The following is a 21,018-nucleotide window of genomic DNA, read 5'->3' as shown; positions in this document are numbered from 1 at the left end:
GAAGGACCGCCCGGAGGCGGTGCCGGACGCCCAGTGCCGGACGTTTGGTGCCGACGCTCAGCCGCGGATGTAGCCGGTGACGTGCCGCCCGCCGGACCCCGGTCCGCGCGAACCCGGCTTGCTGCCCGGGACCGCCGAGCGGACGGAATCGGAGACCGCCCTGGAGATGTAGGTGTTGAGCGAGACGCCCTGCTCGGAGGCCGCGCGCTCGGCCTGCGACTTCAGCTCGTTGAACAGCCGCACCGTGGTCCGGGAGAGCTCGCCGCCGGCGTCCTGCACTGCGTGCCGGAGATCGTCCGCAGACGCGTCCTCGCCGGTGGTGTCGGAGGATCCGTTGCGGGCGTCGTTGGTGCGCTTGGTGAAATACGAGTCGTCCTGGCGGGACGAGGCTGCCGGCTCCTCGGCATGCCGGGTCACCGCGACCCGGACGTCGCGGCCGTCCAGCCGGAGCTCGACAGTGGTGTCCTGGAGCGCGCCGGTCACCTCCGCGGCCAGGTCGGACAGTGCGTTCATGATCGCGAGCCGGGCGGCCGGCTCCAGTGCGCCGGCCAGCATGGCCGCCGCGTTGCGGGCGTTCTCGTCGCCGACGGACGCTGCGGTGAGCAGGTCGTCGCGCAGGTTCTGCAGGTACTTGGTGAGGTCCATGACACCACTATGACACCATCCTGACGCCACTTCAAGGGCAGTTGACGTCATGCCTAAACTGCCGTCATGAGCGTCCCCCAGACCGACAGCCCGAGCCACTTCGTCACGTTGCTGCGGGAGCAGGTGCGACACGAGTTCAACGCGAGCCAGCAGTACATCGCCATCGCTGTCTGGTACGACTCGCACGACCTGCCGCAACTGGCCGGGCACTTCTACCGGCAGGCCACCGAGGAACGGCACCACGCGATGATGATCGTGCAATGGATGCTCGACCGGGAGCTGGCCATCACCATCCCAGGGGTCGACGAGGTGAAGGGCGACTTCCAGACCATCGTCGAGCCGATCGCCCTGGCCCTGACCCAGGAGCGCACCGTCACCGACCAGATCAAGACCCTCTTCGCCACGGCGCGGGCCGAGAGCGACTTCCTCGGTGAGCAGTTCATGCTGTGGTTCCTCAAGGAGCAGGTCGAGGAGGTGGCCTCGATGACGACGCTGCTGAACGTGGCCCAGCGCGCCGGGAACGACTGGTTCGACGTCGAGACCTACCTCGCGCGGGAGGACGTGGGCGACTCGGGTCATGACTCGGGCGCGCCGGCGGCCGCCGGAGGGGGGCTCTGAGCTCCGTCGGCAGGTTCCGCGTCCGGCTGATCGGCCGCACCGAGTTCCTGCCGCCGGACGACATCGACTGGGAGACCGACGCCGACGGCGGGCAGGCGCTCGCCGAGTTCGCCGGCCGGGCGTGTTACCAGTCCTGGTCCAAGCCGATCCCGGCCACCGCGACCAACGCCGGCTACCTCGACCACATCCTGCAGGTCGGCCACCTGTCGGTGCTCGAGCACAGCACCGCGACCTTCTACATCACCGGCATCTCCCGCTCGGTCACCCATGAGCTGATCCGGCACCGGCACTTCTCCTACTCGCAGCTCTCCCAGCGTTTCGTGCCGCCCGGCGGCCCAGAGCTGGTCGAACCCGAGGTGATCGCGGCCGACCCCCAGCTGCACGAGATCTTCACGGCGGCGGCCGCCAGTTCCACCACGGCCTACGACTCTCTGCTCGCCGCGCTCGAGGAGCGGGCGGCATCGGCTCCGGACGGCACGCTGGCCCGCAAGCAGGCCCGGCAGACCGCGCGGGCGGTGCTGCCGAACGCAACGACGACGGCGATCGTGGTCACCGGGAACTACCGGGCGTGGCGCCACTTCATCGGAATGCGCGCCACCGAGGCCGCCGATGTGGACATCAGGGCGCTCGCGGTCGCGCTGCTGCTGGAGCTGAAAGCGCTGGCGCCCAACGTGTTCGCAGACTTCAGGGTCAGCGAGCTACCGGACGGCACGGCCGTCGCGGCATCACCGCTGGTCGGCGAGGGCTAGCCGGAGGGGGGTCGGCCGGATCAGGGCAGTTCGATCGACGCCACCGCGAACGGCTTGCCCTGCTGACAGGTCGTCATCAGGTCCTGCTGGAACTTCCCGGTGACCACCACGGTCGAGCCGAGTGGCGTGGTCACCGTGTCCACCCCGATCAGGTTGGCCAGCACGGTCCCGCTGTCGTCGGTGAGCACGACACAGCCCGATTCCACTCCCGCCTCGAGGGTGCCGCGCAGCTGGGACACCGTGCCGCCGGCCTGCGCGGAACTCGGAACGAAGGACTCGCTGGCAGGCGGGGCGATGGGAACTGACGTCGGCGCCGGAGGCATGCCGGTGACAGGGGGCGCCGGCGCTGCCGAGGTCGTCGCCTCGGCGGACGCGGTGAAGGCGCTGGAGGCGCTGGAGGCGGTCGACGACACCGCCGCCGACCCACCGGACGGCGCGGGTGTGCTGGGTGCACCGGAACTGCACGCCGTGACGCCCCCGACGCAGGTCACCAGAGCGGCGACCGTGAGTGCTCGGCGGAAGGATCCTGTCGGTTTCTGCGTCACGTGGTCTCCCCTGATGCTGGTGCTGCTCCGGCCGTCACGGAACAGACGGTCGCCCGCGCTGATCGGTTGCAGGCCGCTGCGCCCGGCCAGCCTATGGCCGCCGCCGCAGCAAACCGGGCTCATCGGGCCGGACCGCCGCGGGTCGCCACGTACGGTGCAGAACATGAACCTGGCGCAATCCGAACGAGCGGCCCTCGCCGATCTCTTCGTCACCCTCGGTCCCGACCAGCCCACCCTGTGCGAAGGCTGGGACACCCGAGACCTGCTCACCCACCTGTTGATCCGCGAACGCCGCCCGGATGCCGCGATCGGGACGATGGTCAAGCCACTGGAAGGGTGGACGAAGAAGGTCGCCGCCGGGTACAGCGGCCGACCCTTCACCGAGCTGGTCGAGGAATACCGGGCGGGCCCGCAGAAGTGGAACCCGATGAGCTGGGACAAGGTCGACGAGATCGCCAACGGCGGCGAGATGTTCATCCACCACGAGGACGCCAGGCGCGGACAGAGCGGCTGGGAGCCGCGCACCTTCGATGAGGACACCAGGCAGACGCTGATCGGGATGGTCGATTCCCGGATCTCCAAACTCGCCGTCCGGAAATCACCGGTCGGCGTCGTCGCCGCGGTCCCGGGAAACGACCTGATCGAGCTCAAGGCGGGTGAGCCGACCGTAACGATCACCGGCGAGCCGGGGGAGATCCTCATCTGGCTCTCCGGCCGGGACGCCTGCCGGGTCGAGCTGACGGGTGATCCGCAGGCCGTTCGAGCACTCGAACAGCTCAACCGCGGCCTCTGAGGGCATCGCTTTTCCCGGTCGCACCGGGTCGTGGCCGAGCGGGCTGCCCCGGGCCGGTAGGTTTCTCAGATATGACGACGCTCATCGCCGGCCCCGCAGGGCGGCAAGGTCGACCGTTCGGCACAGTCCTGACGGCAATGGTCACACCTTTTACGGCGACCGGCGAGCTGGACGTGAAGGCCGCCGGCCTGCTGGCCGAGAAGCTCGTGGACGAGGGCAACGACGGCCTGGTGGTGAACGGCACCACCGGCGAATCGCCGACCACCACGGACGCCGAGAAGGAGCAGGTCATCCGGGCGGTCGTTGACGCCGTGGGCGACCGCGCGACGGTGGTCACCGGGGTCGGCACCTACGACACCGCGCACTCGGTGCGGCTGGCCAAGGCGGCCGAGAAGGCGGGTGCGCACGGCGCTCTCGTGGTGACGCCGTACTACTCCCGGCCCCAGCAGGAGGGCCTGCTGGCCCATTTCGCCGCCATCGCGGACGCCTCCGACCTGCCCATCATGTTGTACGACATCCCCCCGCGGTCGGTCGTCGCGATCGCCCCGGACACCCTGCTCCGGCTGGCCGAACACCCGCGGATCACCGCCGTCAAGGACGCCAAGGGCGACCTGCTGGCCGGTTCAGAGGTGATTGCCGGCTCCGACCTGGCCTACTACTCCGGTGACGACCCGCTCACGCTGCCGTGGATGAGCGTCGGCGCGGTCGGGATCGTCAGCATCATCGCGCACGTCGTCGGGCCGCACGTCCGGGCGATGGTGGATGCTGCGGAGGCCGGCGACTACGTCACCGCCCGTCGGCTGCACATGGAACTGTTGCCGGCCCATCGTGCGATGGGCCGCTGCGGGGGAGGCGCCGGCCTGGTGTTCGCCAAGGCCGCGCTACGGCTGCGTGGGTTCGGCGTCGGTGACCCCCGGCTGCCGCAGATCCCCGCCACCCACCATCAGACCGAGCAGATCGCCCGGGACCTCGACGAGATCGGGCCTTTGTTGTGACTCCATCCAGCGGCTCCGCCGCGTACGTACCGCCGACGCCCAAGCTCGACCCGCCGCCGAGGCTGGCGAAGGGAGCGCTCCGGGTGGTGGCGCTCGGCGGGATCAGCGAGATCGGCCGCAACATGACGGTCTACGAGTACAACGGCCGCCTGCTCGTCGTCGACTGCGGGGTGCTGTTCCCCGAGGACGGCCAGCCGGGCGTCGATCTCATCCTGCCGGACCTCCGGCTGGTGGAGGACCGGGTCGACGACATCGAGGCCGTGGTGATCACCCACGGCCACGAGGACCACATCGGCGCCCTGCCGTGGCTGCTCCGGCTGCGCAAGGATCTGCCCGTCATCGGCGCGCGGTTCTCGCTGGCGCTGATCGCCGCGAAGTCCCGCGAGCACCGCATCACCCCCAAGCTGGAGGTCGTCGCGGAGGGCGACCGGCGCACCGTGGGTCCGTTCGACCTGCAGTTCTACGCCGTCAACCACTCCATCCCCGATGCCCTGGCGGTCGGCATCCGCACCCCGGCCGGGACCGTGCTGCACACCGGCGACATCAAGCTGGACCAGTTGCCGCTGGACGGCCGGCTCACCGACCTGAGCGGATTCTCCAAGCTCGGTGACGAAGGTGTCGACCTCTTCATGGTGGACTCGACCAACGCCGAGGTCCCCGGGTTCGTCGCGCCGGAACGTGAGATCGGGCCCGTGCTCGACAGTTTCATCTCCAAGGCCACCCAGCGGGTGATCGTCGCGTCCTTCGCCTCGCACGTGCACCGGGTGCAGCAGATGATCGACTCCGCCTACCGGAACAACCGCAAGATCGCCTTCGTCGGCCGCTCCATGGTGCGGAACATGCAGATCGCCCAGGATCTCGGCCTATTGACCGTTCCGGACGGGCTGGTCCGGTCCCTGGACAAGGTGCTGGACCTGCCGCCCGACCAGGTGTTGCTGATCTCCACCGGATCGCAGGGTGAGCCGCTGTCGGCGCTCTCCCGGATGTCCCGCGGCGAGCACCGTCAGGTCAACCTGCGCTCGGGCGACACCGTCATCCTGGCCAGCTCGATGATCCCCGGTAACGAGACCAGCGTCTTCACCGTCATCAACGAGCTGGCGAGGGTCGGCGTCACCGTCGTCCACCAGGGCGTCGCCAAGGTGCACGTCTCGGGCCATGCGTCGGCCGGCGAACTGCTGTTCCTCTACAACGCCGTCCGGCCGAAGAACGTCATCCCGGTGCACGGCGAATGGCGGCATCTGCGGGCCCAGGCACGGATCGCGGTGTCCACCGGTGTCCCACCGGAGCGGGTCGTACAGGCGCCGAACGGCACCGTGGTCGACCTGATCAACGGCAAGGCCAGGATCAGCGGCCACATCGAGGTCGGCATGGTCTACGTCGACGGCAACGCCGTCGGTGACGTCGGCGAGGACACCCTGTCGGATCGGTTGATCCTGGGCGAGGGCGGGTTCATCTCGATCACCGTCGCGATCGACTCGCACACCGGGCGGGCGGTGGCGTCACCGACGATCTCCGGGCGCGGTTTCTCCGCGGATCCGAAGGCGCTGGACGCCGTGGTGCCGCTGGTCGAGGCGGAACTGGCCCGGATGGAGGCGGACGGGGTCACCGACCCGCATCGGGTCGCGCAATCCGTCCGCCGGATCGTGGGCCGTTGGGTCGGCGACACCTACCGCCGCCGGCCGATGATCGTGCCCACCGTCCTGGCTGTGTGACCCCGTGGGCGCGCCGATCAGTTCCGCGACCAGTAGGCCGATCTACCACTGCAGCCTGGTCAGCGACTGGGAATCGGCGCAGCGGTCGGGCACGTACTCGATCTCGTCCCGGGGCCGCACCCTGGCCGAGGAGGGGTTCGTGCACGCCTCCTACGCAGGGCAGGTTCCCGGTGTGCTGCAGCGCTTCTACGCCGACCTCGAGGAACCGCTCTGTCTGCTGACCATCGACCCGGAGCTGGTGGGGGCGCCGGTGGTGGCGGAGAACCTGACCGGCGGCGACGAACTCTTCCCGCACATCTACGGACCGATCCCGGTCGCTGCTGTCACCGCCGTCATCGAACTGCACCGTGACGACACCGGCTGGCGGGCTCCGGAGCTCTAGGTCTCAGCCGACGCGCGCACTTGCCGGAGCACCCGCGGACGCATCGGCGGGGTGCTCGGTGGTCCGCCGGCCCAGCCGGGCCCATGGCCCGTGTGCTGCGTCGCCCGCCGGCTGGGGCTCGAGAACGCTGCCGCTGTGCGGGGCGAGCGGCCGCTTGGAGAGCCCGCCCAGCCGCATCAGCGGCGTCACCAGTGCGTCGAACACGGCGGGCACGAGCCGGAATCCCAGCACCACGACGTGGTTGGCGACGCCGACGGAGCGGTCGCGCCGGGGTGAGGTGAGCGTCCGGACGATCGCCCGGGCGACCTTCTCCGGCGGGTCGATCGGCGGCGGCGGTCGTCCCTCCCAGCCCGCGTAGTTGGCGGCCTGCAGGTACGCCGGGGTGTTGACGCTGCCGGGGGAGACCACGCTGACGTCGATGCCCGGCGTCTGCCGCGCCTCGATCTGCAGGATGCGGGCCAGCCCGTGCACGCCCCACTTGCTCGTCACGTACGGACTCATGAACGGCACGGCGATCTTGCCGAGCAGGGAACCCAGCAGGATCAAGTGCCCACCGCCCTGCTCGCGGAACCGGCGCAACGATGCCCGGGCGACGTTGGCGGTGCCCAGCAGGTTCGTCACGATCACCCGGTCGAAGACCTCCGCCGGCACGTCCTCGAAGCGCCCGTAGCCGACGGCGGCCGCCGAGTTGACCACCGCATCAACCCGCCCGAAACGCTCGACGGCGGCCTGGAAGGCCCGGTCCACCTCCTCCTGCTCGCCGACATCGGCGGCGGTGACGAGGATTTCGATGCCGAACTCGTGGCAGTCCGCCTCGACCTCGAGCAGACTCTGCAGGGCGCGGCCGACCAGGACGAGGTTCCAGCCCTGCCCGGCCAGGGCGATCGCCGTGGCCCGGCCGATCCCGCTGGAGGCGCCGGTGACGAGGGCTACCTGCCGGCGCGTGCCGGCGCCGCCCATTGCTGATCCGAGTGCCACGAGTTGCCTCTCTGCTGTGCCCGCTGCGCGGATGCCTATGGGCTTTTTACCTGCTCGGCACACCCGGTGGATGCGCGCTGCCGGGTATCGGCCCCAACAGGCGATTGCCCGATCCGGTTGCGTCCGAAACGTTTTCCGTCTCCGGACCGCGGGTACTCGACGGGTGCGACACCGACGGAAGAGGAGTTCGACATGAAGGCATTGACGTGGCAGGGCAAGCGGGACGTCCAGGTGACCGAGGTTCCCGACCCGATCATCTCGCAACCGACGGACGCCATCGTCCGGATCACCTCGACGGCCATCTGCGGGTCGGACCTGCACCTGTACGAGGTGCTCGGCCCGTACCTGGCCAAGGGCGACATCCTGGGTCACGAACCGATGGGCATCGTCGAGGAGGTGGGAGCAGACGTCACGCACATCGCTCCCGGCGACCGGGTGGTCATCCCGTTCAACATCTCCTGCGGGACGTGTTTCATGTGCTCGGCAGGTCTGCAGTCGCAGTGCGAGACCACCCAGGTGCGTGAGAAGGGCAAGGGCGCTTCACTTTTCGGCTACACGTCGTTGTACGGATCGGTGCCCGGTGGACAGGCCGAGTACCTGCGGGTGCCGCAGGCCCACTACGGCCCGATCAAGGTCAGCCCGGACGGGCCGGACGAGCGCTACCTGTTCCTGTCCGACATCCTGCCCACCGCATGGCAGGCCGTCGCCTACGCCGATGTGCCGGCCGGTGACACCCTGGCGGTGATCGGGCTCGGCCCGGTCGGCCAGTTCTCGGCCCGGATCGGCCGTCACCTCGGCAGCAGGGTGATCGGCATCGAGCCGGTGCCGGAGCGCCGGGCAATGGCCGAACGGCACGGGATCGAGACGCTGGACCCGACCGGGATCGAGGACCTGCCTGCGGCGCTGCAGGAGATGACCGACGGCCGCGGGCCGAACTCGGTGATCGACGCTGTCGGGATGGAGGCACACGGCACCGCCGGTGCCACCGCCGGGAAGCTCGCACAGAGCGCCGTCGGGATCCTGCCCGACGCGATCGCCCAGAAGCTGATCGAGACCGCGGGTGTCGACCGGCTGACGGCGCTGCACGACGCCATCGGGATCGTCCGCAGGGGCGGCACCGTCTCGATCAGCGGCGTCTACGGCGGCACCGCCGACCCGATGCCGATGATGGACCTGTTCGACAAGCAGATCCAGGTCCGGATGGGTCAGTGCAACGTCAAGAGGTGGATCGACGACATCCTGCCGCTGGTCGAGGACCCGGCGGATCCGCTGGGTGTCCTGGACCTGACGACGCACGCCGTGCCGCTGGACCAGGCTCCGCAGGCCTACAAGGCGTTCCAGGAGAAGTCCGACGGCTGCATCAAGGTCGTGCTCAAGCCGTAAGCGGCAACGATCCGTCCCCGTGGCCATCGCGAACAGGTGGTCATGGGGACGGTGTCGCGCCACAATCATCGAATGGGTGGCGTCGAATGAGCGGCGAGCGGGCAAGCGGCGAACAGGCAGCCGGCGAGGAATACGGTGGCGGGCGGGCCGGCGCGACCGGCGGTGCCGACCCGGGTGACTGGGAGCGCGCTGTACCGGACATCGACGGCGAGCCCGCAATCGCGGACACCCTCTATGCCGCCACCGAGGAGCTGGAACACGCAGCCCCGGAACTGCGGGCGACCGCGGACTCCATCGCGGAAGTTGTCGGTCCGCTCGTCCACGACTCCGACGCGGCCGCTCTGCTGATCGGCGACCCGGACCCGGCGGCCATGCTGCCGGACGCGGAGGCCGAGCACCTCGCAGGTCTGCTGACCGATGCCGCCGCGCAGGCCACCAGCCTGGCTGCGGTGCTGCAGGACGCGGCGGACCAAGCGGAGGGGTTGGCGGCCGTCCTGACCGACGAGCATTCGACCGACGAGCATTCGACCGAGGACCATCCGAGCAGCGACCACGACGGTTAGCCCGTTTTGCCGCACTTCGTTCCCGATGTTTCCGCGCAATGACAGAAATTACGCATCTGCAATCGCCGACGTAACACGGACGGTTAGCTGCTGAAACATCCGGTCCCGACACTTGCCGGGTGAGCCTTCCCCTCGGCACAGCCGGCCGACGCGCGAGCGCCGCCGGTCCAACCGCGACCCATTGCCCGTACTGCTCGCTGCAGTGCGGGATCCTGATGGTGGCGGGCGACAGGCCGGCGACCCTGCAGCCGCAGGAGGATTTCCCGACAAACCGGGGTGGGCTCTGTTCCAAGGGCTGGACCGCTGCAGAACTGTTGGACCACCGGGACCGCCTGTTGACCCCGTTGGTGCGTGACGTACCCGGTGACCGCTCGAGCCCGCTTCGGCCCGCGTCGTGGGACGAGGCGCTCGCGCTGGTCGCGGACGGGATCCGTGCGGTGCAGCAGCGCTACGGCCGGGACGGTGTCGGTGTGTTCGGCGGCGGCGGGCTGACCAACGAAAAGGCATACACGCTCGGCAAATTCGCCCGGGTGGCGCTGCGGACGTCGGCGATCGACTACAACGGCCGGTTCTGCATGTCGTCGGCGGCAACCGCCGGCAACCGGGCCTTCGGTGTGGACCGCGGGCTGCCGTTCCCGTTGGCCGACATCGCCGACGCGGCTGCGATCCTGTTGGTGGGGGCCAATCCCGCGGACACGATGCCCCCGGCCATGCAATATTTCGACCAGGGGCGGTCGGCCGGCGCGAAGCACATCGTGGTCGACCCACGGCGCAGCGCCACGGCAGACGGTGCCTCCCTTCACCTCTCGCCGGCACCGGGTACGGACCTGGCACTGGCCAACGGGTTGCTGCACATCGCGATCCGCGACGGGCTGATCGATACCGACTACATCGCCGGCCGGACAACCGGTTTCGACGAGGTGCGGGCGGCGGTCGGGGCCTACTGGCCGGACCGGGTCGAGCGGATCACCGGCATCTCCGTCGCTCACCTCCGGGAGACCGTGCACGCCCTCGCGTCGGCGCCATCGGCGATGATCCTCACGGCGCGCGGTGCCGAGCAGCACAGCAACGGCACGGACACCGCGCAGGCCTTCATCAACCTGGCGCTTGCGCTCGGCCTGCCCGGCAGGCACGCGTCCGGGTACGGCACCATCACCGGCCAGGGCAACGGCCAGGGTGGCCGCGAGCACGGGCAGAAGGCGGACCAGCTGCCCGGCTACCGGCGGCTCGACGACCCAGCCGCCCGTGCGCATGTCGCCGCGGTCTGGGGAATCGACCCGGAAGATCTTCCGCGGCCCGGGAAGTCGGCATTCGAGATGATCGACCGTCTCGGCACCGACGGCGGGGTCAGGGCACTGCTCGTCCTCGCGTCCAACATCGTGGTGTCCGCCCCGGACGCGAACCGGGTCCGCAGCCGGCTGGCCGGGCTCGACCTGCTGGTGGTGTCCGACATCTTCCTGTCCGAGACCGCCGCGCTGGCCGATGTCGTGCTGCCGACGGCCCAGTGGGCCGAGGAGGACGGCACGATGACCAACCTCGAAGGGCGGGTCATCCGCCGCCGCAAGGCCCTGCCGCCACCCGTCGGGGTGCTGGACGACCTGCAGATGCTGACCCGGCTGGCGGGCGAACTCGGGCGTGGGCAGTACTTCTCGGACGACCCGGCGGTGGTGTTCGCCGAACTCGGCCGGGCCAGTGCCGGTGGGATCGCCGACTACTCCGGCATCAGCTACCAGCGGATCGACGCCGAGAAGGGCGTCTTCTGGCCGTGCCCCGGCGCCGATCACCCGGGAACGCCGCGGTTGTTCGGCGAGCAGTTCGCGACGCCCGACGGCCGCGCGCGTTTCCTGCCGGTGGCCTTCCAGCCGCCCGGCGAGAGGCCCGATTCCGGGTACCCGTACGTGCTGACCACCGGCCGGTTGCTGACCCAGTATCAGAGCGGCGCCCAGACCCGCCGGCTCAATCCGACCATGGTCCCGGACCCGCACGTGCAGATTCACCCCGACCTCGCGCGGCGGCTCCACCTCGAGGCCAGCGACATCGTCGAGCTCAGGAGCCGAAGGGGCGCAGCGGTTTTCCGAGTGCAACTCTCCGATGCGATCAGGCCGGGCGTGCTGTTCGTGCCGTTCCACTGGGGTGGTGCATCCAACGCCAATTCGCTCACCGACCCGACCCTGGACCCGCTGTCGAAGATGCCGGAGTTCAAGTCCTGCGCGGTGAGCCTGACCCGGGTCGGCGGTCCCGACGAGACCGACCTGCTGGCGCTGCTGCCCAGGCAGCCTTCGGTGCAGCCCTTCTCCACGGCGACCGCAGCCTCGCGGGCCGGCCGACCAGCGATCCCGACCCCCCGGCCGACCCGCCTCCCGACCCGCCGCCTGTCCATTTCCCGCCCGACGAGCCCGAAGGACGTCCGCATGCACACCAAGAATCGATTCCTGCAGGGGATCTACCAATTCACCGGAACCGGTATCGACAAGGCCGCGCCGCTGGATCCCGCGCTGAGCTATGTCGTGCCGGACGGTTCCGTCGCGCAGGCGCTGTACTTCCGCGGCGGCAACACCGCGGACGAGCTCATCGCGCTGGTGCTGATGCGCGACGGCGTCCCGATGCGCTACTTCCCGATCGGCGCCAAGTCCGACGTGCACGTCCCGCTCCGGGTCGTCGAGGACCTCGAGGGCGGAACGGTTGTCGAGCTGCACCTCGCGGCGCCGGACGGCCTCACCGGTTCCGTGATCGTCGACGTCGGCCTCGTGGAGGTCTGATGACGGTCCTCAACCGGGATACCGCAGACGGGGAGTTGAACGACGACCCGATGGCCGAATTCGAGGAGTCCCTGCACATGGACGAGGCAGACACCCGCCGCCACCTGGTGGTGATCGGCAACGGTATGGCCGGCGCCAGGACGGTCGAGGAGATCCTGGCCCGCGGCGGCGCCGAGCAGTTCACCATCACCATGTTCGGCGACGAGCCGTACGGCAACTACAACCGGATCATGCTCTCGCACGTGCTCTCCGGCGAGGAGACCGACGCGGAGATCTTCCTCAACAGCCTGCCGTGGTACGTCGAGAACGACATCACCCTGCACGCCGGGGTCCGGGCAACCCGCATCGACCGGTTCTCCAAGGTCGTCTTTTCAGACGATGGCCAGGTCACCCCTTACGACACGCTGATCATCGCCACCGGTAGCCGGTCCTTCATGCCGGCCATCGAGGGACTGCGCACCGACGACGACCAACTGCTGCCCGGGGTGTTCGCCTTCCGGACCATCGACGACACCCGCGGGATGATCGCCTACGCCCAGCACGACGACCACCGCCGCGCGGTCGTCATCGGCGGTGGGCTGCTCGGGCTCGAGGCCGCCCGCGGGCTGCAGGCCTACGGGTTGCAGGTCGACGTGGTGCACGCCGGACCGCACCTGATGAACGCGCAGATCGGCCCGGCCGGCGGCGACATCCTGCGCAAGAGCGTCGAGGCGCTCGGCATCGAGGTGCACACCAAGGCCCGGACGACCGCGATCATGGGGGAGGACAAGGTCCGTGGGGTCTACCTGCTGGACCATCCCTTGCTCGAGTGCGACATGGTGGTCGTCGCTGCCGGGATCCGGCCGAACATCGACCTGGCGGTCACCAGCGGTTTCACCGTCGAGCGGGCGATCATCGTCGACGACCAGATGCGCACCGTCGACGACCCGGACGTCTACGCGGTCGGCGAGTGCGTGCAGCACCGCGGTGAGGTCTACGGCCTGGTGGCACCGCTGTGGGAGCAGGCGGTGGTGCTGGCCGACCATGTCACCGGCTCCGATCCGGCCGCCGCGTACCACGGTTCGCGGACCGCCACCAAGCTCAAGGTGGCCGGCGTCGACGTCGCCTCGATGGGCGTGCAGGGACCCGAGCGGGACACCGACGAGCACATAGTGTTCTCCGAGCCCCGTCGCGGGGTCTACAAGTCGCTGGTGATCAGGGACGAAAAGCTCATCGGCGCAACGATGCTCGGCGACACGTCCAAGGTCGCGTTCCTGATGCAGGCGTTCGACCAGGGGCTGCCGCTGCCCGAGGAACGGCTGGAGATGCTGTTCAACCTCGGCGCACCCGCGGCGGAGGTGGGCGCCGCCGAACTGGCCGACGACGCGCAGGTCTGCAACTGCAACGGCATCTCCAAGGGCGCACTGGTGGCCTGTGTGGAGAGCGGTGCGACGTCGGTGACCGGCGTGATGGACAAGACCAGGGCGGGCAAGGGCTGCGGCTCGTGCAAGACCCTGGTGTGCCAGATCGTCGAATGGGCGGCGGGTGACAAGGTCGAGGTCGACCCCAGCGCCAATTGGTACGTGCCGGGCATCCCGATGGACAAGCCCGAACTGATGGCCGTCATCCGGGACAAGGGCTTGAAGTCGGTGTCCTCGGTGTTCGCCGAACTCGCCCCGGCGGGCGCGGAAGACGCCAAATCCAAGATGGGTCTGGCCTCGCTGCTGAAGATGATGTGGGCCGACGAGTACATCGACGAAAAGGACGCCCGGTTCATCAACGACCGGGTGCACGCCAACATCCAGAAGGACGGCACCTTCTCGGTGGTCCCGCAGATGAAGGGCGGCGTGACGACACCGGCGCAACTGCGCAGGATCGCCGACGTCGCCGAGAAGTGGAAGGTGCCGATGGTGAAGCTGACCGGTGGTCAGCGGATCGATCTGCTCGGCATCAAGAAGGAGGACCTGCCCAGCGTCTGGGCCGACCTCGGGATGCCGTCCGGCTATGCCTACGGCAAGAGCTTCCGCACGGTGAAGACCTGCGTCGGCAAGGAGTTCTGCCGGTTCGGCGTCGGGGATTCCACCAAGCTGGGCATCGAGATCGAAAGTCGTTTCCAGGGCCTGGAATCGCCCGCGAAACTGAAGCTCGCGGTGTCCGGCTGCCCCCGGAACTGCGCCGAGTCGCTCTGCAAGGACGTCGGTGTGGTGGCGATCGACGGCGGCCGCTGGGAGATCTACGTCGGCGGCGCGGCCGGCGCGCACATCCGCAAGGGTGACCTGCTGACCACCGTCGACGACCCGGAGATCGTCAAGACGCTCACCGGGCGCTTCATGCAGTACTACCGGGAGAATGCCAAGTGGCTCGAGCGGACGTACGCCTTCGTGCCGCGGATCGGGATCGAGCTGCTGCGGGAGATCGTCGTCGAGGACAGCCTCGGGATCGCGGCCGATCTCGACGCCCGGATGCAGGCCTCCATCGACGACTACACCGATCCGTGGCAGGAGGGCGCCGCGCCGGCCACCGCGGGTCAATTCCGTACCTCGTTGCCGCTGGAAGTGCTGCCCCAGGTGCCGGTCCGATGACCGCCCCCAGCGGTCCTGTCACCGTCGACGGAGCGGCACACCGATTGGGCCCCGTCGAGCAGATCCCGATCGGGGAGGGCCGTGCCTTCGGCGTCGACGGCCAGCAGATCGCCGTTTTCCGGCTGCGCAGCGGCGCCGTGCACGCCGTGTCCGCCGTCTGCCCGCACCGCGGCGGGCCGATCGCTGACGGCCAGATCGACGGGTCCATCGTCCTGTGCCCGCTGCACCTGAACGCGTTCGAACTCTCCACCGGATGCTCCACCACCGGGCAGAACCCTTTGCAGACCTGGCATGTCGATGTCGACAGCGACGGGCAAATCCTGCTGCAGCCGCACTGATCTTCTCCGAGGCCGGCGGCGCTTCCCCGCGACAGAAGGACAACGATGAGCACACCCTCCGAGATGACGCCGGTTCAGACCGAGCTGGCGACCACGCCCACCGACCCATCCATTCCGGAAGGGCACCACGGCAAGTACTGGATCGAAGACTGGCGCCCCGAGGACCCGGAGTTCTGGCGCGACAGGGGTGCGCCGATCGCCAAGCGCAACCTGCTGTTCTCCGTGCTCTCCGAACACATCGGCTTCTCCGTCTGGAGCCTGTGGTCGGTCATCGTGCTGTTCATGGGGCCGGAATGGGGCATCGACCCGGCCGGCAAGTTCCTGCTGACGGCGCTGCCCACCCTGGCCGGGGCCCTGTTGCGGCTGCCCTACACGTTCGCGGTCGCCACCTTCGGCGGGCGGAACTGGACGATCGTCAGTGCGTTGCTGCTGCTGATCCCGACCACGCTGATCGGCATCTTCCTCGAGCCGGGGATCTCCTACACAGCGCTGCTGCTGATGGCCACCACTGCCGGTGTGGGCGGCGGCAACTTCGCCTCGTCGATGACCAACATCAACGCCTACTACCCGCAGCGACTCAAGGGCTGGGCGCTCGGGATCAACGCCGGCGGCGGCAATCTCGGGGTACCGGTCGTGCAGCTGGTCGGGCTGCTGATCCTCGCGACGGTCGGGGCTGGCGAGCCCCGGTTGCTCGTCGTCATCTACATCCCGCTCATCCTCGCGGCGGCCGTCGGTGCGGCGCTGAAGATGAACAACCTCACGGAGATGAAGAACAGCAAGCGTGCCATGCGTGACGTGAGCCGGGACCGCAACACCTGGATCATCTCGCTGCTCTACATCGGCACGTTCGGCTCGTTCATCGGGTTCAGCTTCGCCTTCGGTCAGGTGCTGCAGGTGCAGTTCGCCGACACGTTCTCGACGCCGGTCAAGGCGGCCTACCTGACGTTCATCGGGCCGTTGATCGGCTCGCTGATCCGGCCCGTCGGCGGGCATCTCGCCGACAAGCTCGGCGGCGCCAGGGTGTCCTTCGTCAACTTCGTCGCCATGGCGTTGGGCGCCGCGGTGGTCCTCGCCGCCTCCCTGATGCAGTCACTCCCGCTGTACCTGGTGGGCTTCGTGATGCTCTTCGCCTTCAGCGGCATCGGCAACGGATCGGTCTACAAGATGATCCCGGCCATCTTCCGGTCCAAGTCCGGCACCGAGATCATCAACGGCGCCGACCCCGCCGTCTCGATCGCCCGCTCGCAGCGTCACGCCGGAGCCCTGATCGGTATCGCCGGCGCCATCGGCGCTTTCGGCGGAGTGCTGGTGAACCTGGCCTTCCGCCAGTCCTTCCTGACCTACAAGACGGCCGACGCGGCGTACATCGCCTTCATCGTCTTCTACGCGATCTGCTTCGCGGTCACCTGGTTCGTCTACATCCGGGAGTCTCCCAAGAAACTGGAAGGCGTCTGATCACCCGATGACGCCACACCCGATGGCCCTGCCGGTACAGAGCCCGGCGGCCACCCTGCCGCTGCACCTGAGTCTGGCCGGTCGGCGGGTCGTCGTTGTCGGGGCGGGAGCGGTTGCCGCGCGGAAGGTCTCGGGGTGCCTCGAGGCCGGCGCGACGGTCCTGCTCGTCGCCCCGCAGGCGTGCCCGGAACTCGTCGACCGGCATCGGGCGGGAGCGGTCAGCTGGCGTCGCCGGTGCTACCGGGCCGGTGACCTGGAGGGCGCATGGCTCGTCTTCGCAGCCACCGGTGACCCGGCGACCGACGGCGCCGTCGAGCGCGACGCCGACGCGCAGCGCTCGTTCTGCGTCCGCTCGGACAACGCGGCGGCCGGGAGCGCCCGGTCACCGGCCGTGCTCCGCCGGGGCGATCTGGTCGTCAGCGTCGGCACGAGCGCTGCAAGCTCCGCCGGTCCCGCGGCGGCCGATCCGCGGCGGGTGGTCGCCGTGCGCAACGCGATCGGGGAGGCGATCGACTCCGGGTCGCTGCCGCTGCGCCGGTATCGGTCGGGCCCGCCCCGGGAATCGCTACCCGATCGGTGATCTCACGCTGCCGTGCGCTGATCGGGCGGTGCGGGTTTGGCCGGCCGGTGCGTGCGGAACACTGCTGGGATGGACAGTGCGGGAATGGACGACACGGGCCGCGCGGCGGACTCCGACGGCGTCGACACCATCCTGGAGAAGGCCAGGTCGGGCCTGCGTAGGGTCGCGCCGACGGACGTCTCGGCGGCCGTCGCGAGGGGCGCGCTGGTCATCGACACCCGCACCGACCTTCAGCGGCGCCGTCAGGGCACCCTGCCGTTCGGCCTGGTCATCGATCGGACCGTGCTGGAATGGCGACTCGACCCGGCGAGCCCCGACCGGATCCCCGAGGTAACGGGTCACGACATGGAGATCATCGTCGTCTGCCGGCAGGGGTACAGTTCCTCGCTCGCGGCGGCCAGCCTGCGGTCGCTCGGCCTCTGGCGGGCCACCGACATGATCGACGGCGTGGAGGGCTGGCTGGCCGCCGGACTGCCGGTCACGGATGGGCCGGCGGACGTCCGGTTGTGACGACGTCACCTGTCGCAGCGCCGTTTTCCTGATCGTCCGCTTGCTGATGATCCCCTGCGTCGGGTGCTCCGCTGAACATGCCCGGCTGGTCCGAATCCTGGCCAACGGGCCTGCGGGCCTGGTAGCGGCGCCGCAGCCGGCGGGGTAGCCGCGGCGGGTAGAACTCGAGCAGCGCATTGTTGAACTGCGCGCCGATGATGATCGCCATCGACGCGAAGTAATAGAACAGCAGGAACGTGATCGGCGTCGCCAGTGCCCCGTACGTCAGGCCGTGGCTGTAGACGTACGACAGATACAGCCGCAGGGCCGCACTCGCGACGAAGAAGACCGCCGCGGCCAGGACCGCGCCCGGCAGCCCCCGTTTCCAGGTGTGCCGGCGTTTCGGTGCGACCTTGTACAGGGTCGTCAGCAGCACGATCATGCCGATGGCAAGGCCGGGGTAATAAACCCACCCGATGATGGTGCTCACCGTCGGCCGGAGCGAGACGGGAAACATTCCGGGCAGGTAATCGGGCCCGATCGCCAGCAACGGAACAATCAGGATTCCTGCCGTCAGCGCACCGACGTACAGGCCGAGCGCGAAGAAACGCTCGATGACCGGGTGGCGAACCTCGTGCTGGCAGTACGCAATGGTGATCGACTCGATGAAGGCGGACATCGCCGAGGATCCGGCCCACAGGCTGATGATGAGGCCGATCGAGACCACGTCCGCCTGGCCGTTGTTCAGGATGACGTCGACCGTGTTGCCGACCAGATTGTCGGCAACCTCCTCGTTGAAGACGGTGTGCAGGAAGACGGTGGTCTGCTCCCGGATCTCGCCCATCGTCTCCGGGCCGATCCAGTTCGCCACGTAGCCGACCAGCCCGAGCAGCGCCAGCAGCAGCGGTGCGGTGGACAGCGCACACCAGAACGCGGCCTGTGAACTCATGCCGAACAGCGAATCGCCCCAGGCCTTGCTCAACGTCCGGGCAGCGACCTTGCGCCACCGCTTCCGGACCCGGCCGGTGGCCGTCGGCACCGGGCCGCGGCCGGCGAAATGCCATGGCACCCAGTCGGTCACGGCCGGCGACGACCCGGCGATCACCCGGCCGGGCGCCCGTTCCGCACCAGCCGGTTCGCTCGGTTCCGATGCGCCGGCCGGTTTGGTCGGCTCCGCCGGGGACTGTTGTAGATGGGTCACTCCGGTCCGCCTTCCACCCGGGTCTTCGAGTACGGCTGCCAGTGCAGTACCCGTCGGGGCCCGGGCTATTCGTTCGAACAGTTCAGGGGATCGGCTGGTCCTGGAAGGCCAGCAGCGCCCCCACGAGGACGGCGAGCGCGACGAATCCCGCCGTCAGCGCGACCTTTGCGCCGCGCTGCCCGTAGACGGCCTGCCAGGCGCGGTATCGATCGGTCTCGGCCCGGAAGCGTCGCCAGTGCACCAGCATGATCCCGATCAGGACGAGAATCACGGCGAGGCTGACGAAGACCACCACAATCGTCGCAGTTCGCATCGATTCACCTTTCCCGGGTGCCGCAGCCGGTGTTTGCCGCCGCTAATGGCGGGTATCTCTTGTGCGGCCCGACGCCCGTCCCGCCCCATTCTCGCCCCATCGACCTCCCGTCCGGCTGTCACCGGCACGACGGAAACTTATCGGAGGAAACTATGCCGCCATCGACCCGCCGGCTGCGTGCCGGCGCCGCCGCCGTGCTGGCCGCCTTCCTGGTCGCCTCGTGCTCGTCCGGCAGCGAACCGGCGGCGACGTCCGCGACCGGCACCAGCGGCCCGGCGAGCAGCGCCGCGGCGGTGACATCGGCCGGTACCAGCGGCGCCACCGGGTCCGGCGGTGCGGGTTCGGGCAGTGCCGGTGGCTCGGCCGGGGGCTCCGCGACCGGATCGGCCGGCGGCTCCGCCTCCGTCGCCCAGATCACCGGCAGCGGCTCCGGAGAGATCGATGTGGCCACCTACGACGGCGTGATCGCGAACGCGCCGAAGGCCGATGACGCCACCATCGAGGCAAGCCCGTGGGCGAAGGCGATCAAGGACCGTGGAGTGCTGCGCACTGGCGGAACTGAGACGGGCGCACTGTTCTCGCTGCTGGACCTGGAGACCGGGAAGGTGGTCGGGTTCGACGCCGGGCTGTCCCAGATGCTCGCCCAGTACATCCTCGGCGAGCCCACAACGGAACTGACCGTGACGACGGTCGACACCCGGGAGACGCTGATCCAGAACGGGTCGGTGGACGGGGTTTTCGCGACGTACTCGATCACTCCGGAGAGGGCCGAGAAGGTCGCGTTCGCCGGTCCGTACCTGATCTCGGGCGCCGCGATCATGGTTCGCGCCGACAACACCGACATCACCGGCGTGGAGGACCTGGCCGGCCGCAACGTCACTACGCAGACCAATTCGACCTCCCTGACGGCTTTGCAGGACAAGGTGCCGACCGCGAAGCTGCAGCCGTACACCAACGACGCCGAATGCGTCGCGGCACTGACCCAGGGCCGGGCGGATGCGTATGTCATCGACCAGTCGATCCTGATCAGCGACGCCATCAGCAATCCGGACGTCAAGGTGGTGGGGGAGCCGTTCACCGTGGATCCCTACGGCATCGGAGTCACCAAGGACGATCCGTCCGCGAAAGAGTTCGTCGACGCCTGGCTGAAGACCATCCAGGACGACGGTTCGTGGGCCGCGCTGTGGAAGGCCACCATCGGCACCGTGGTCGAGGGCGATGCACCGGCGCCGCCGGCGATCGGGTCCGTGCCCGGATCCTGATCCGCCCGCCGGCCGGGTGGTCCGGCAGAACCGAGGGAGTAGACGCCCGTGACGATCGTGCTGTCCAACCTGGCACCGTTGCTCGACGGCCTGCGGATCACGCTGTCCATCGCGGTGCTCAGCTTCGTCGGGGCGATGGTGATCGGCGTCCTGGTGGCCGTCATGCGGATCAGCCCGATCGCCCCGCTGCGGGCGGTCGGGCTGGTCTACGTGGAGTTCTTCCGGAACATTCCGCTGCTCTGCCTGCTGTTCCTGGTGGTGTTCGGCCTGCCGGACATCGGGATCCTGTTCAGCCTCTACAACAGCGCGGTCGTCGCGATGGCCATGTTCGCGGGCGCCTTCGTCTGCGAGTCGATCCGGACGGGTATCAACACCGTGCAGGTCGGTCAGGCCGAGGCAGCCAGGTCGATCGGCCTCACCTTCACCCAGTCGCTGCGCTACGTCATCCTCCCGCAGGCGGTGCGCTCGATGGTCCAGCCGCTGGTCAACGTCTGGATCGGCACGCTGATCGGCTCTTCACTGGCGTCGGTGATCGGCATCCAGGACGTCACCGCCATCGGCCAGGGATTGAACAACCGGTACGCGGGCGGCTTCGCGGTGTTCGCCTCGATCGCCGCTGTCTACGTCGTGATCGCGCTGCTGTCGGGAGCAGCCGGCGGCTGGATCGAGCGCCGCGTCACGGTGCAGCGGTGAGGGT

The 21,018-nt window shown here is 69.1% G+C and carries 21 protein-coding genes; 16 read left to right on the top strand and 5 right to left on the bottom strand.

All coding sequences use genetic code 11. The features are described from left to right. Nucleotides 1-57 precede the first annotated feature (57 nt). A complete protein-coding gene (locus ACVBEQ_RS02875; RefSeq protein ID WP_447151918.1) occupies nt 58-645 on the bottom strand; it encodes a toxin-antitoxin system HicB family antitoxin in 588 nt (195 codons plus the stop codon). A gap of 66 nt (nt 646-711) precedes the next feature. Between ACVBEQ_RS02875 and ACVBEQ_RS02870 the strand changes: the two genes are divergently transcribed. Both ACVBEQ_RS02870 and thyX read left to right on the top strand, forming a co-directional pair. Continuing rightward, nucleotides 712-1,263 carry a ferritin gene (locus ACVBEQ_RS02870; protein ID WP_447151917.1) on the top strand — a complete coding sequence of 184 codons (552 nt, stop codon included), beginning with the start codon at nt 712-714 and terminating at the stop codon, nt 1,261-1,263. Continuing rightward, nucleotides 1,260-2,012 carry an FAD-dependent thymidylate synthase gene (thyX, locus tag ACVBEQ_RS02865; protein ID WP_447152168.1) on the top strand — a complete coding sequence of 251 codons (753 nt, stop codon included), beginning with the start codon at nt 1,260-1,262 and terminating at the stop codon, nt 2,010-2,012. The genes ACVBEQ_RS02870 and thyX overlap by 4 nt, the downstream gene beginning before the upstream one ends. 20 nt (nt 2,013-2,032) lie before the next feature. Here the strand turns inward: thyX and ACVBEQ_RS02860 are convergent, their stop codons facing one another. Next, complete coding sequence (locus tag ACVBEQ_RS02860; protein WP_447151916.1) at nt 2,033-2,557, bottom strand: hypothetical protein; 525 nt, start codon at nt 2,555-2,557, stop codon at nt 2,033-2,035. Between the two features lie 163 nt (nt 2,558-2,720). Between ACVBEQ_RS02860 and ACVBEQ_RS02855 the strand changes: the two genes are divergently transcribed. The 4 genes from ACVBEQ_RS02855 to ACVBEQ_RS02840 all read left to right on the top strand — a co-directional run bounded on the left by ACVBEQ_RS02855 (nt 2,721) and on the right by ACVBEQ_RS02840 (nt 6,439). Continuing rightward, nucleotides 2,721-3,350 carry a TIGR03085 family metal-binding protein gene (locus tag ACVBEQ_RS02855; RefSeq protein WP_447151915.1) on the top strand — a complete coding sequence of 210 codons (630 nt, stop codon included), beginning with the start codon at nt 2,721-2,723 and terminating at the stop codon, nt 3,348-3,350. Between the two features lie 71 nt (nt 3,351-3,421). Further along, nucleotides 3,422-4,345, top strand: a complete 924-nt coding sequence (gene dapA / locus ACVBEQ_RS02850) for a 4-hydroxy-tetrahydrodipicolinate synthase (protein ID WP_447151914.1) — start codon at nt 3,422-3,424, stop codon at nt 4,343-4,345. Further along, entirely contained in the window at nt 4,342-6,057 is a 1,716-nt protein-coding gene (locus ACVBEQ_RS02845; protein ID WP_447151913.1) for a ribonuclease J, read from the top strand. The genes dapA and ACVBEQ_RS02845 overlap by 4 nt, the downstream gene beginning before the upstream one ends. A gap of 4 nt (nt 6,058-6,061) precedes the next feature. After that, nucleotides 6,062-6,439 carry a DUF952 domain-containing protein gene (locus ACVBEQ_RS02840; RefSeq protein ID WP_447151912.1) on the top strand — a complete coding sequence of 126 codons (378 nt, stop codon included), beginning with the start codon at nt 6,062-6,064 and terminating at the stop codon, nt 6,437-6,439. A 3-nt stretch (nt 6,440-6,442) separates the two neighbouring features. Here ACVBEQ_RS02840 and ACVBEQ_RS02835 read toward each other — a convergent pair whose 3' ends face one another. Further along, a complete protein-coding gene (locus ACVBEQ_RS02835; protein ID WP_447151911.1) occupies nt 6,443-7,417 on the bottom strand; it encodes an SDR family NAD(P)-dependent oxidoreductase in 975 nt (324 codons plus the stop codon). Nucleotides 7,418-7,609: 192 nt separating this feature from the next. On the opposite strand from ACVBEQ_RS02835, the gene ACVBEQ_RS02830 reads away from it, so the two are divergent. The 8 genes from ACVBEQ_RS02830 (at nt 7,610) to ACVBEQ_RS02795 (ending at nt 17,566) form a co-directional block, all read left to right on the top strand. After that, entirely contained in the window at nt 7,610-8,800 is a 1,191-nt protein-coding gene (locus ACVBEQ_RS02830) for a zinc-dependent alcohol dehydrogenase (protein ID WP_447151910.1), read from the top strand. 86 nt (nt 8,801-8,886) lie between these two features. Beyond that, nucleotides 8,887-9,363, top strand: coding sequence for a hypothetical protein (locus tag ACVBEQ_RS02825; protein WP_447151909.1), 477 nt, complete (start codon nt 8,887-8,889; stop codon nt 9,361-9,363). A gap of 215 nt (nt 9,364-9,578) precedes the next feature. After that, the gene (locus ACVBEQ_RS02820; RefSeq protein ID WP_447152167.1) at nt 9,579-12,122 is read left to right on the top strand and encodes a molybdopterin oxidoreductase family protein; all 2,544 of its coding nucleotides are present in this window, start codon (nt 9,579-9,581) and stop codon (nt 12,120-12,122) included. Nucleotides 12,123-12,172: 50 nt separating this feature from the next. Continuing rightward, nucleotides 12,173-14,683, top strand: coding sequence for a nitrite reductase large subunit NirB (gene nirB, locus ACVBEQ_RS02815; RefSeq protein WP_447152166.1), 2,511 nt, complete (start codon nt 12,173-12,175; stop codon nt 14,681-14,683). Next, entirely contained in the window at nt 14,680-15,021 is a 342-nt protein-coding gene (locus ACVBEQ_RS02810) for a Rieske (2Fe-2S) protein (RefSeq protein WP_447151908.1), read from the top strand. Before nirB ends, ACVBEQ_RS02810 begins: the two co-directional genes overlap by 4 nt. A gap of 45 nt (nt 15,022-15,066) precedes the next feature. Further along, on the top strand, nt 15,067-16,476 hold the full coding sequence (locus ACVBEQ_RS02805) for a nitrate/nitrite transporter (protein ID WP_447151907.1): 1,410 nt from the start codon (nt 15,067-15,069) through the stop codon (nt 16,474-16,476). A gap of 7 nt (nt 16,477-16,483) precedes the next feature. Further along, the gene (locus ACVBEQ_RS02800) at nt 16,484-17,056 is read left to right on the top strand and encodes a precorrin-2 dehydrogenase/sirohydrochlorin ferrochelatase family protein (protein WP_447151906.1); all 573 of its coding nucleotides are present in this window, start codon (nt 16,484-16,486) and stop codon (nt 17,054-17,056) included. 84 nt (nt 17,057-17,140) lie between these two features. Next, entirely contained in the window at nt 17,141-17,566 is a 426-nt protein-coding gene (locus ACVBEQ_RS02795) for a rhodanese-like domain-containing protein (RefSeq protein WP_447151905.1), read from the top strand. Here the strand turns inward: ACVBEQ_RS02795 and ACVBEQ_RS02790 are convergent. Together ACVBEQ_RS02790 and ACVBEQ_RS02785 are read right to left on the bottom strand one after the other, a co-directional pair. Next, nucleotides 17,535-18,746 (bottom strand): YihY/virulence factor BrkB family protein, encoded by a 1,212-nt coding sequence (locus ACVBEQ_RS02790; protein WP_447151904.1) that lies wholly within the window; start codon nt 18,744-18,746, stop codon nt 17,535-17,537. The genes ACVBEQ_RS02795 and ACVBEQ_RS02790 overlap by 32 nt on opposite strands. Before the next feature lie 82 nt (nt 18,747-18,828). Continuing rightward, entirely contained in the window at nt 18,829-19,059 is a 231-nt protein-coding gene (locus ACVBEQ_RS02785; RefSeq protein WP_447151903.1) for a hypothetical protein, read from the bottom strand. Nucleotides 19,060-19,211: 152 nt separating this feature from the next. Between ACVBEQ_RS02785 and ACVBEQ_RS02780 the strand changes: the two genes are divergently transcribed. Further along, on the top strand, nt 19,212-20,321 hold the full coding sequence (locus ACVBEQ_RS02780; RefSeq protein ID WP_447151902.1) for a glutamate ABC transporter substrate-binding protein: 1,110 nt from the start codon (nt 19,212-19,214) through the stop codon (nt 20,319-20,321). 48 nt (nt 20,322-20,369) lie between these two features. Next, the gene (locus ACVBEQ_RS02775) at nt 20,370-21,014 is read left to right on the top strand and encodes an amino acid ABC transporter permease (protein ID WP_447151901.1); all 645 of its coding nucleotides are present in this window, start codon (nt 20,370-20,372) and stop codon (nt 21,012-21,014) included. The last annotated feature ends 4 nt before the right edge of the window (nt 21,015-21,018 follow it).

Source organism: Nakamurella sp. GG22 (assembly GCF_052976845.2).
Note: the sequence above shows the minus strand (reverse complement) of the source record. Positions and strands in the feature narration are given on the sequence as shown.

Coding starts and splice junctions, on each gene's coding strand:
- ACVBEQ_RS02870 (WP_447151917.1), top strand. CDS start 712: ATGAGCGTCCCCCAGACCGACAGCCCGAGCCACTTCGTCACGTTGCTG.
- ACVBEQ_RS02820 (WP_447152167.1), top strand. CDS start 9,579: ATGGTGGCGGGCGACAGGCCGGCGACCCTGCAGCCGCAGGAGGATTTC.
- ACVBEQ_RS02825 (WP_447151909.1), top strand. CDS start 8,887: ATGAGCGGCGAGCGGGCAAGCGGCGAACAGGCAGCCGGCGAGGAATAC.
- ACVBEQ_RS02780 (WP_447151902.1), top strand. CDS start 19,212: ATGCCGCCATCGACCCGCCGGCTGCGTGCCGGCGCCGCCGCCGTGCTG.
- ACVBEQ_RS02795 (WP_447151905.1), top strand. CDS start 17,141: ATGGACGACACGGGCCGCGCGGCGGACTCCGACGGCGTCGACACCATC.
- ACVBEQ_RS02805 (WP_447151907.1), top strand. CDS start 15,067: ATGAGCACACCCTCCGAGATGACGCCGGTTCAGACCGAGCTGGCGACC.
- ACVBEQ_RS02855 (WP_447151915.1), top strand. CDS start 2,721: ATGAACCTGGCGCAATCCGAACGAGCGGCCCTCGCCGATCTCTTCGTC.
- ACVBEQ_RS02810 (WP_447151908.1), top strand. CDS start 14,680: ATGACCGCCCCCAGCGGTCCTGTCACCGTCGACGGAGCGGCACACCGA.
- nirB (WP_447152166.1), top strand. CDS start 12,173: ATGGCCGAATTCGAGGAGTCCCTGCACATGGACGAGGCAGACACCCGC.
- dapA (WP_447151914.1), top strand. CDS start 3,422: ATGACGACGCTCATCGCCGGCCCCGCAGGGCGGCAAGGTCGACCGTTC.
- ACVBEQ_RS02875 (WP_447151918.1), bottom strand. CDS start 645: ATGGACCTCACCAAGTACCTGCAGAACCTGCGCGACGACCTGCTCACC.
- ACVBEQ_RS02800 (WP_447151906.1), top strand. CDS start 16,484: ATGACGCCACACCCGATGGCCCTGCCGGTACAGAGCCCGGCGGCCACC.
- ACVBEQ_RS02785 (WP_447151903.1), bottom strand. CDS start 19,059: ATGCGAACTGCGACGATTGTGGTGGTCTTCGTCAGCCTCGCCGTGATT.
- ACVBEQ_RS02830 (WP_447151910.1), top strand. CDS start 7,610: ATGAAGGCATTGACGTGGCAGGGCAAGCGGGACGTCCAGGTGACCGAG.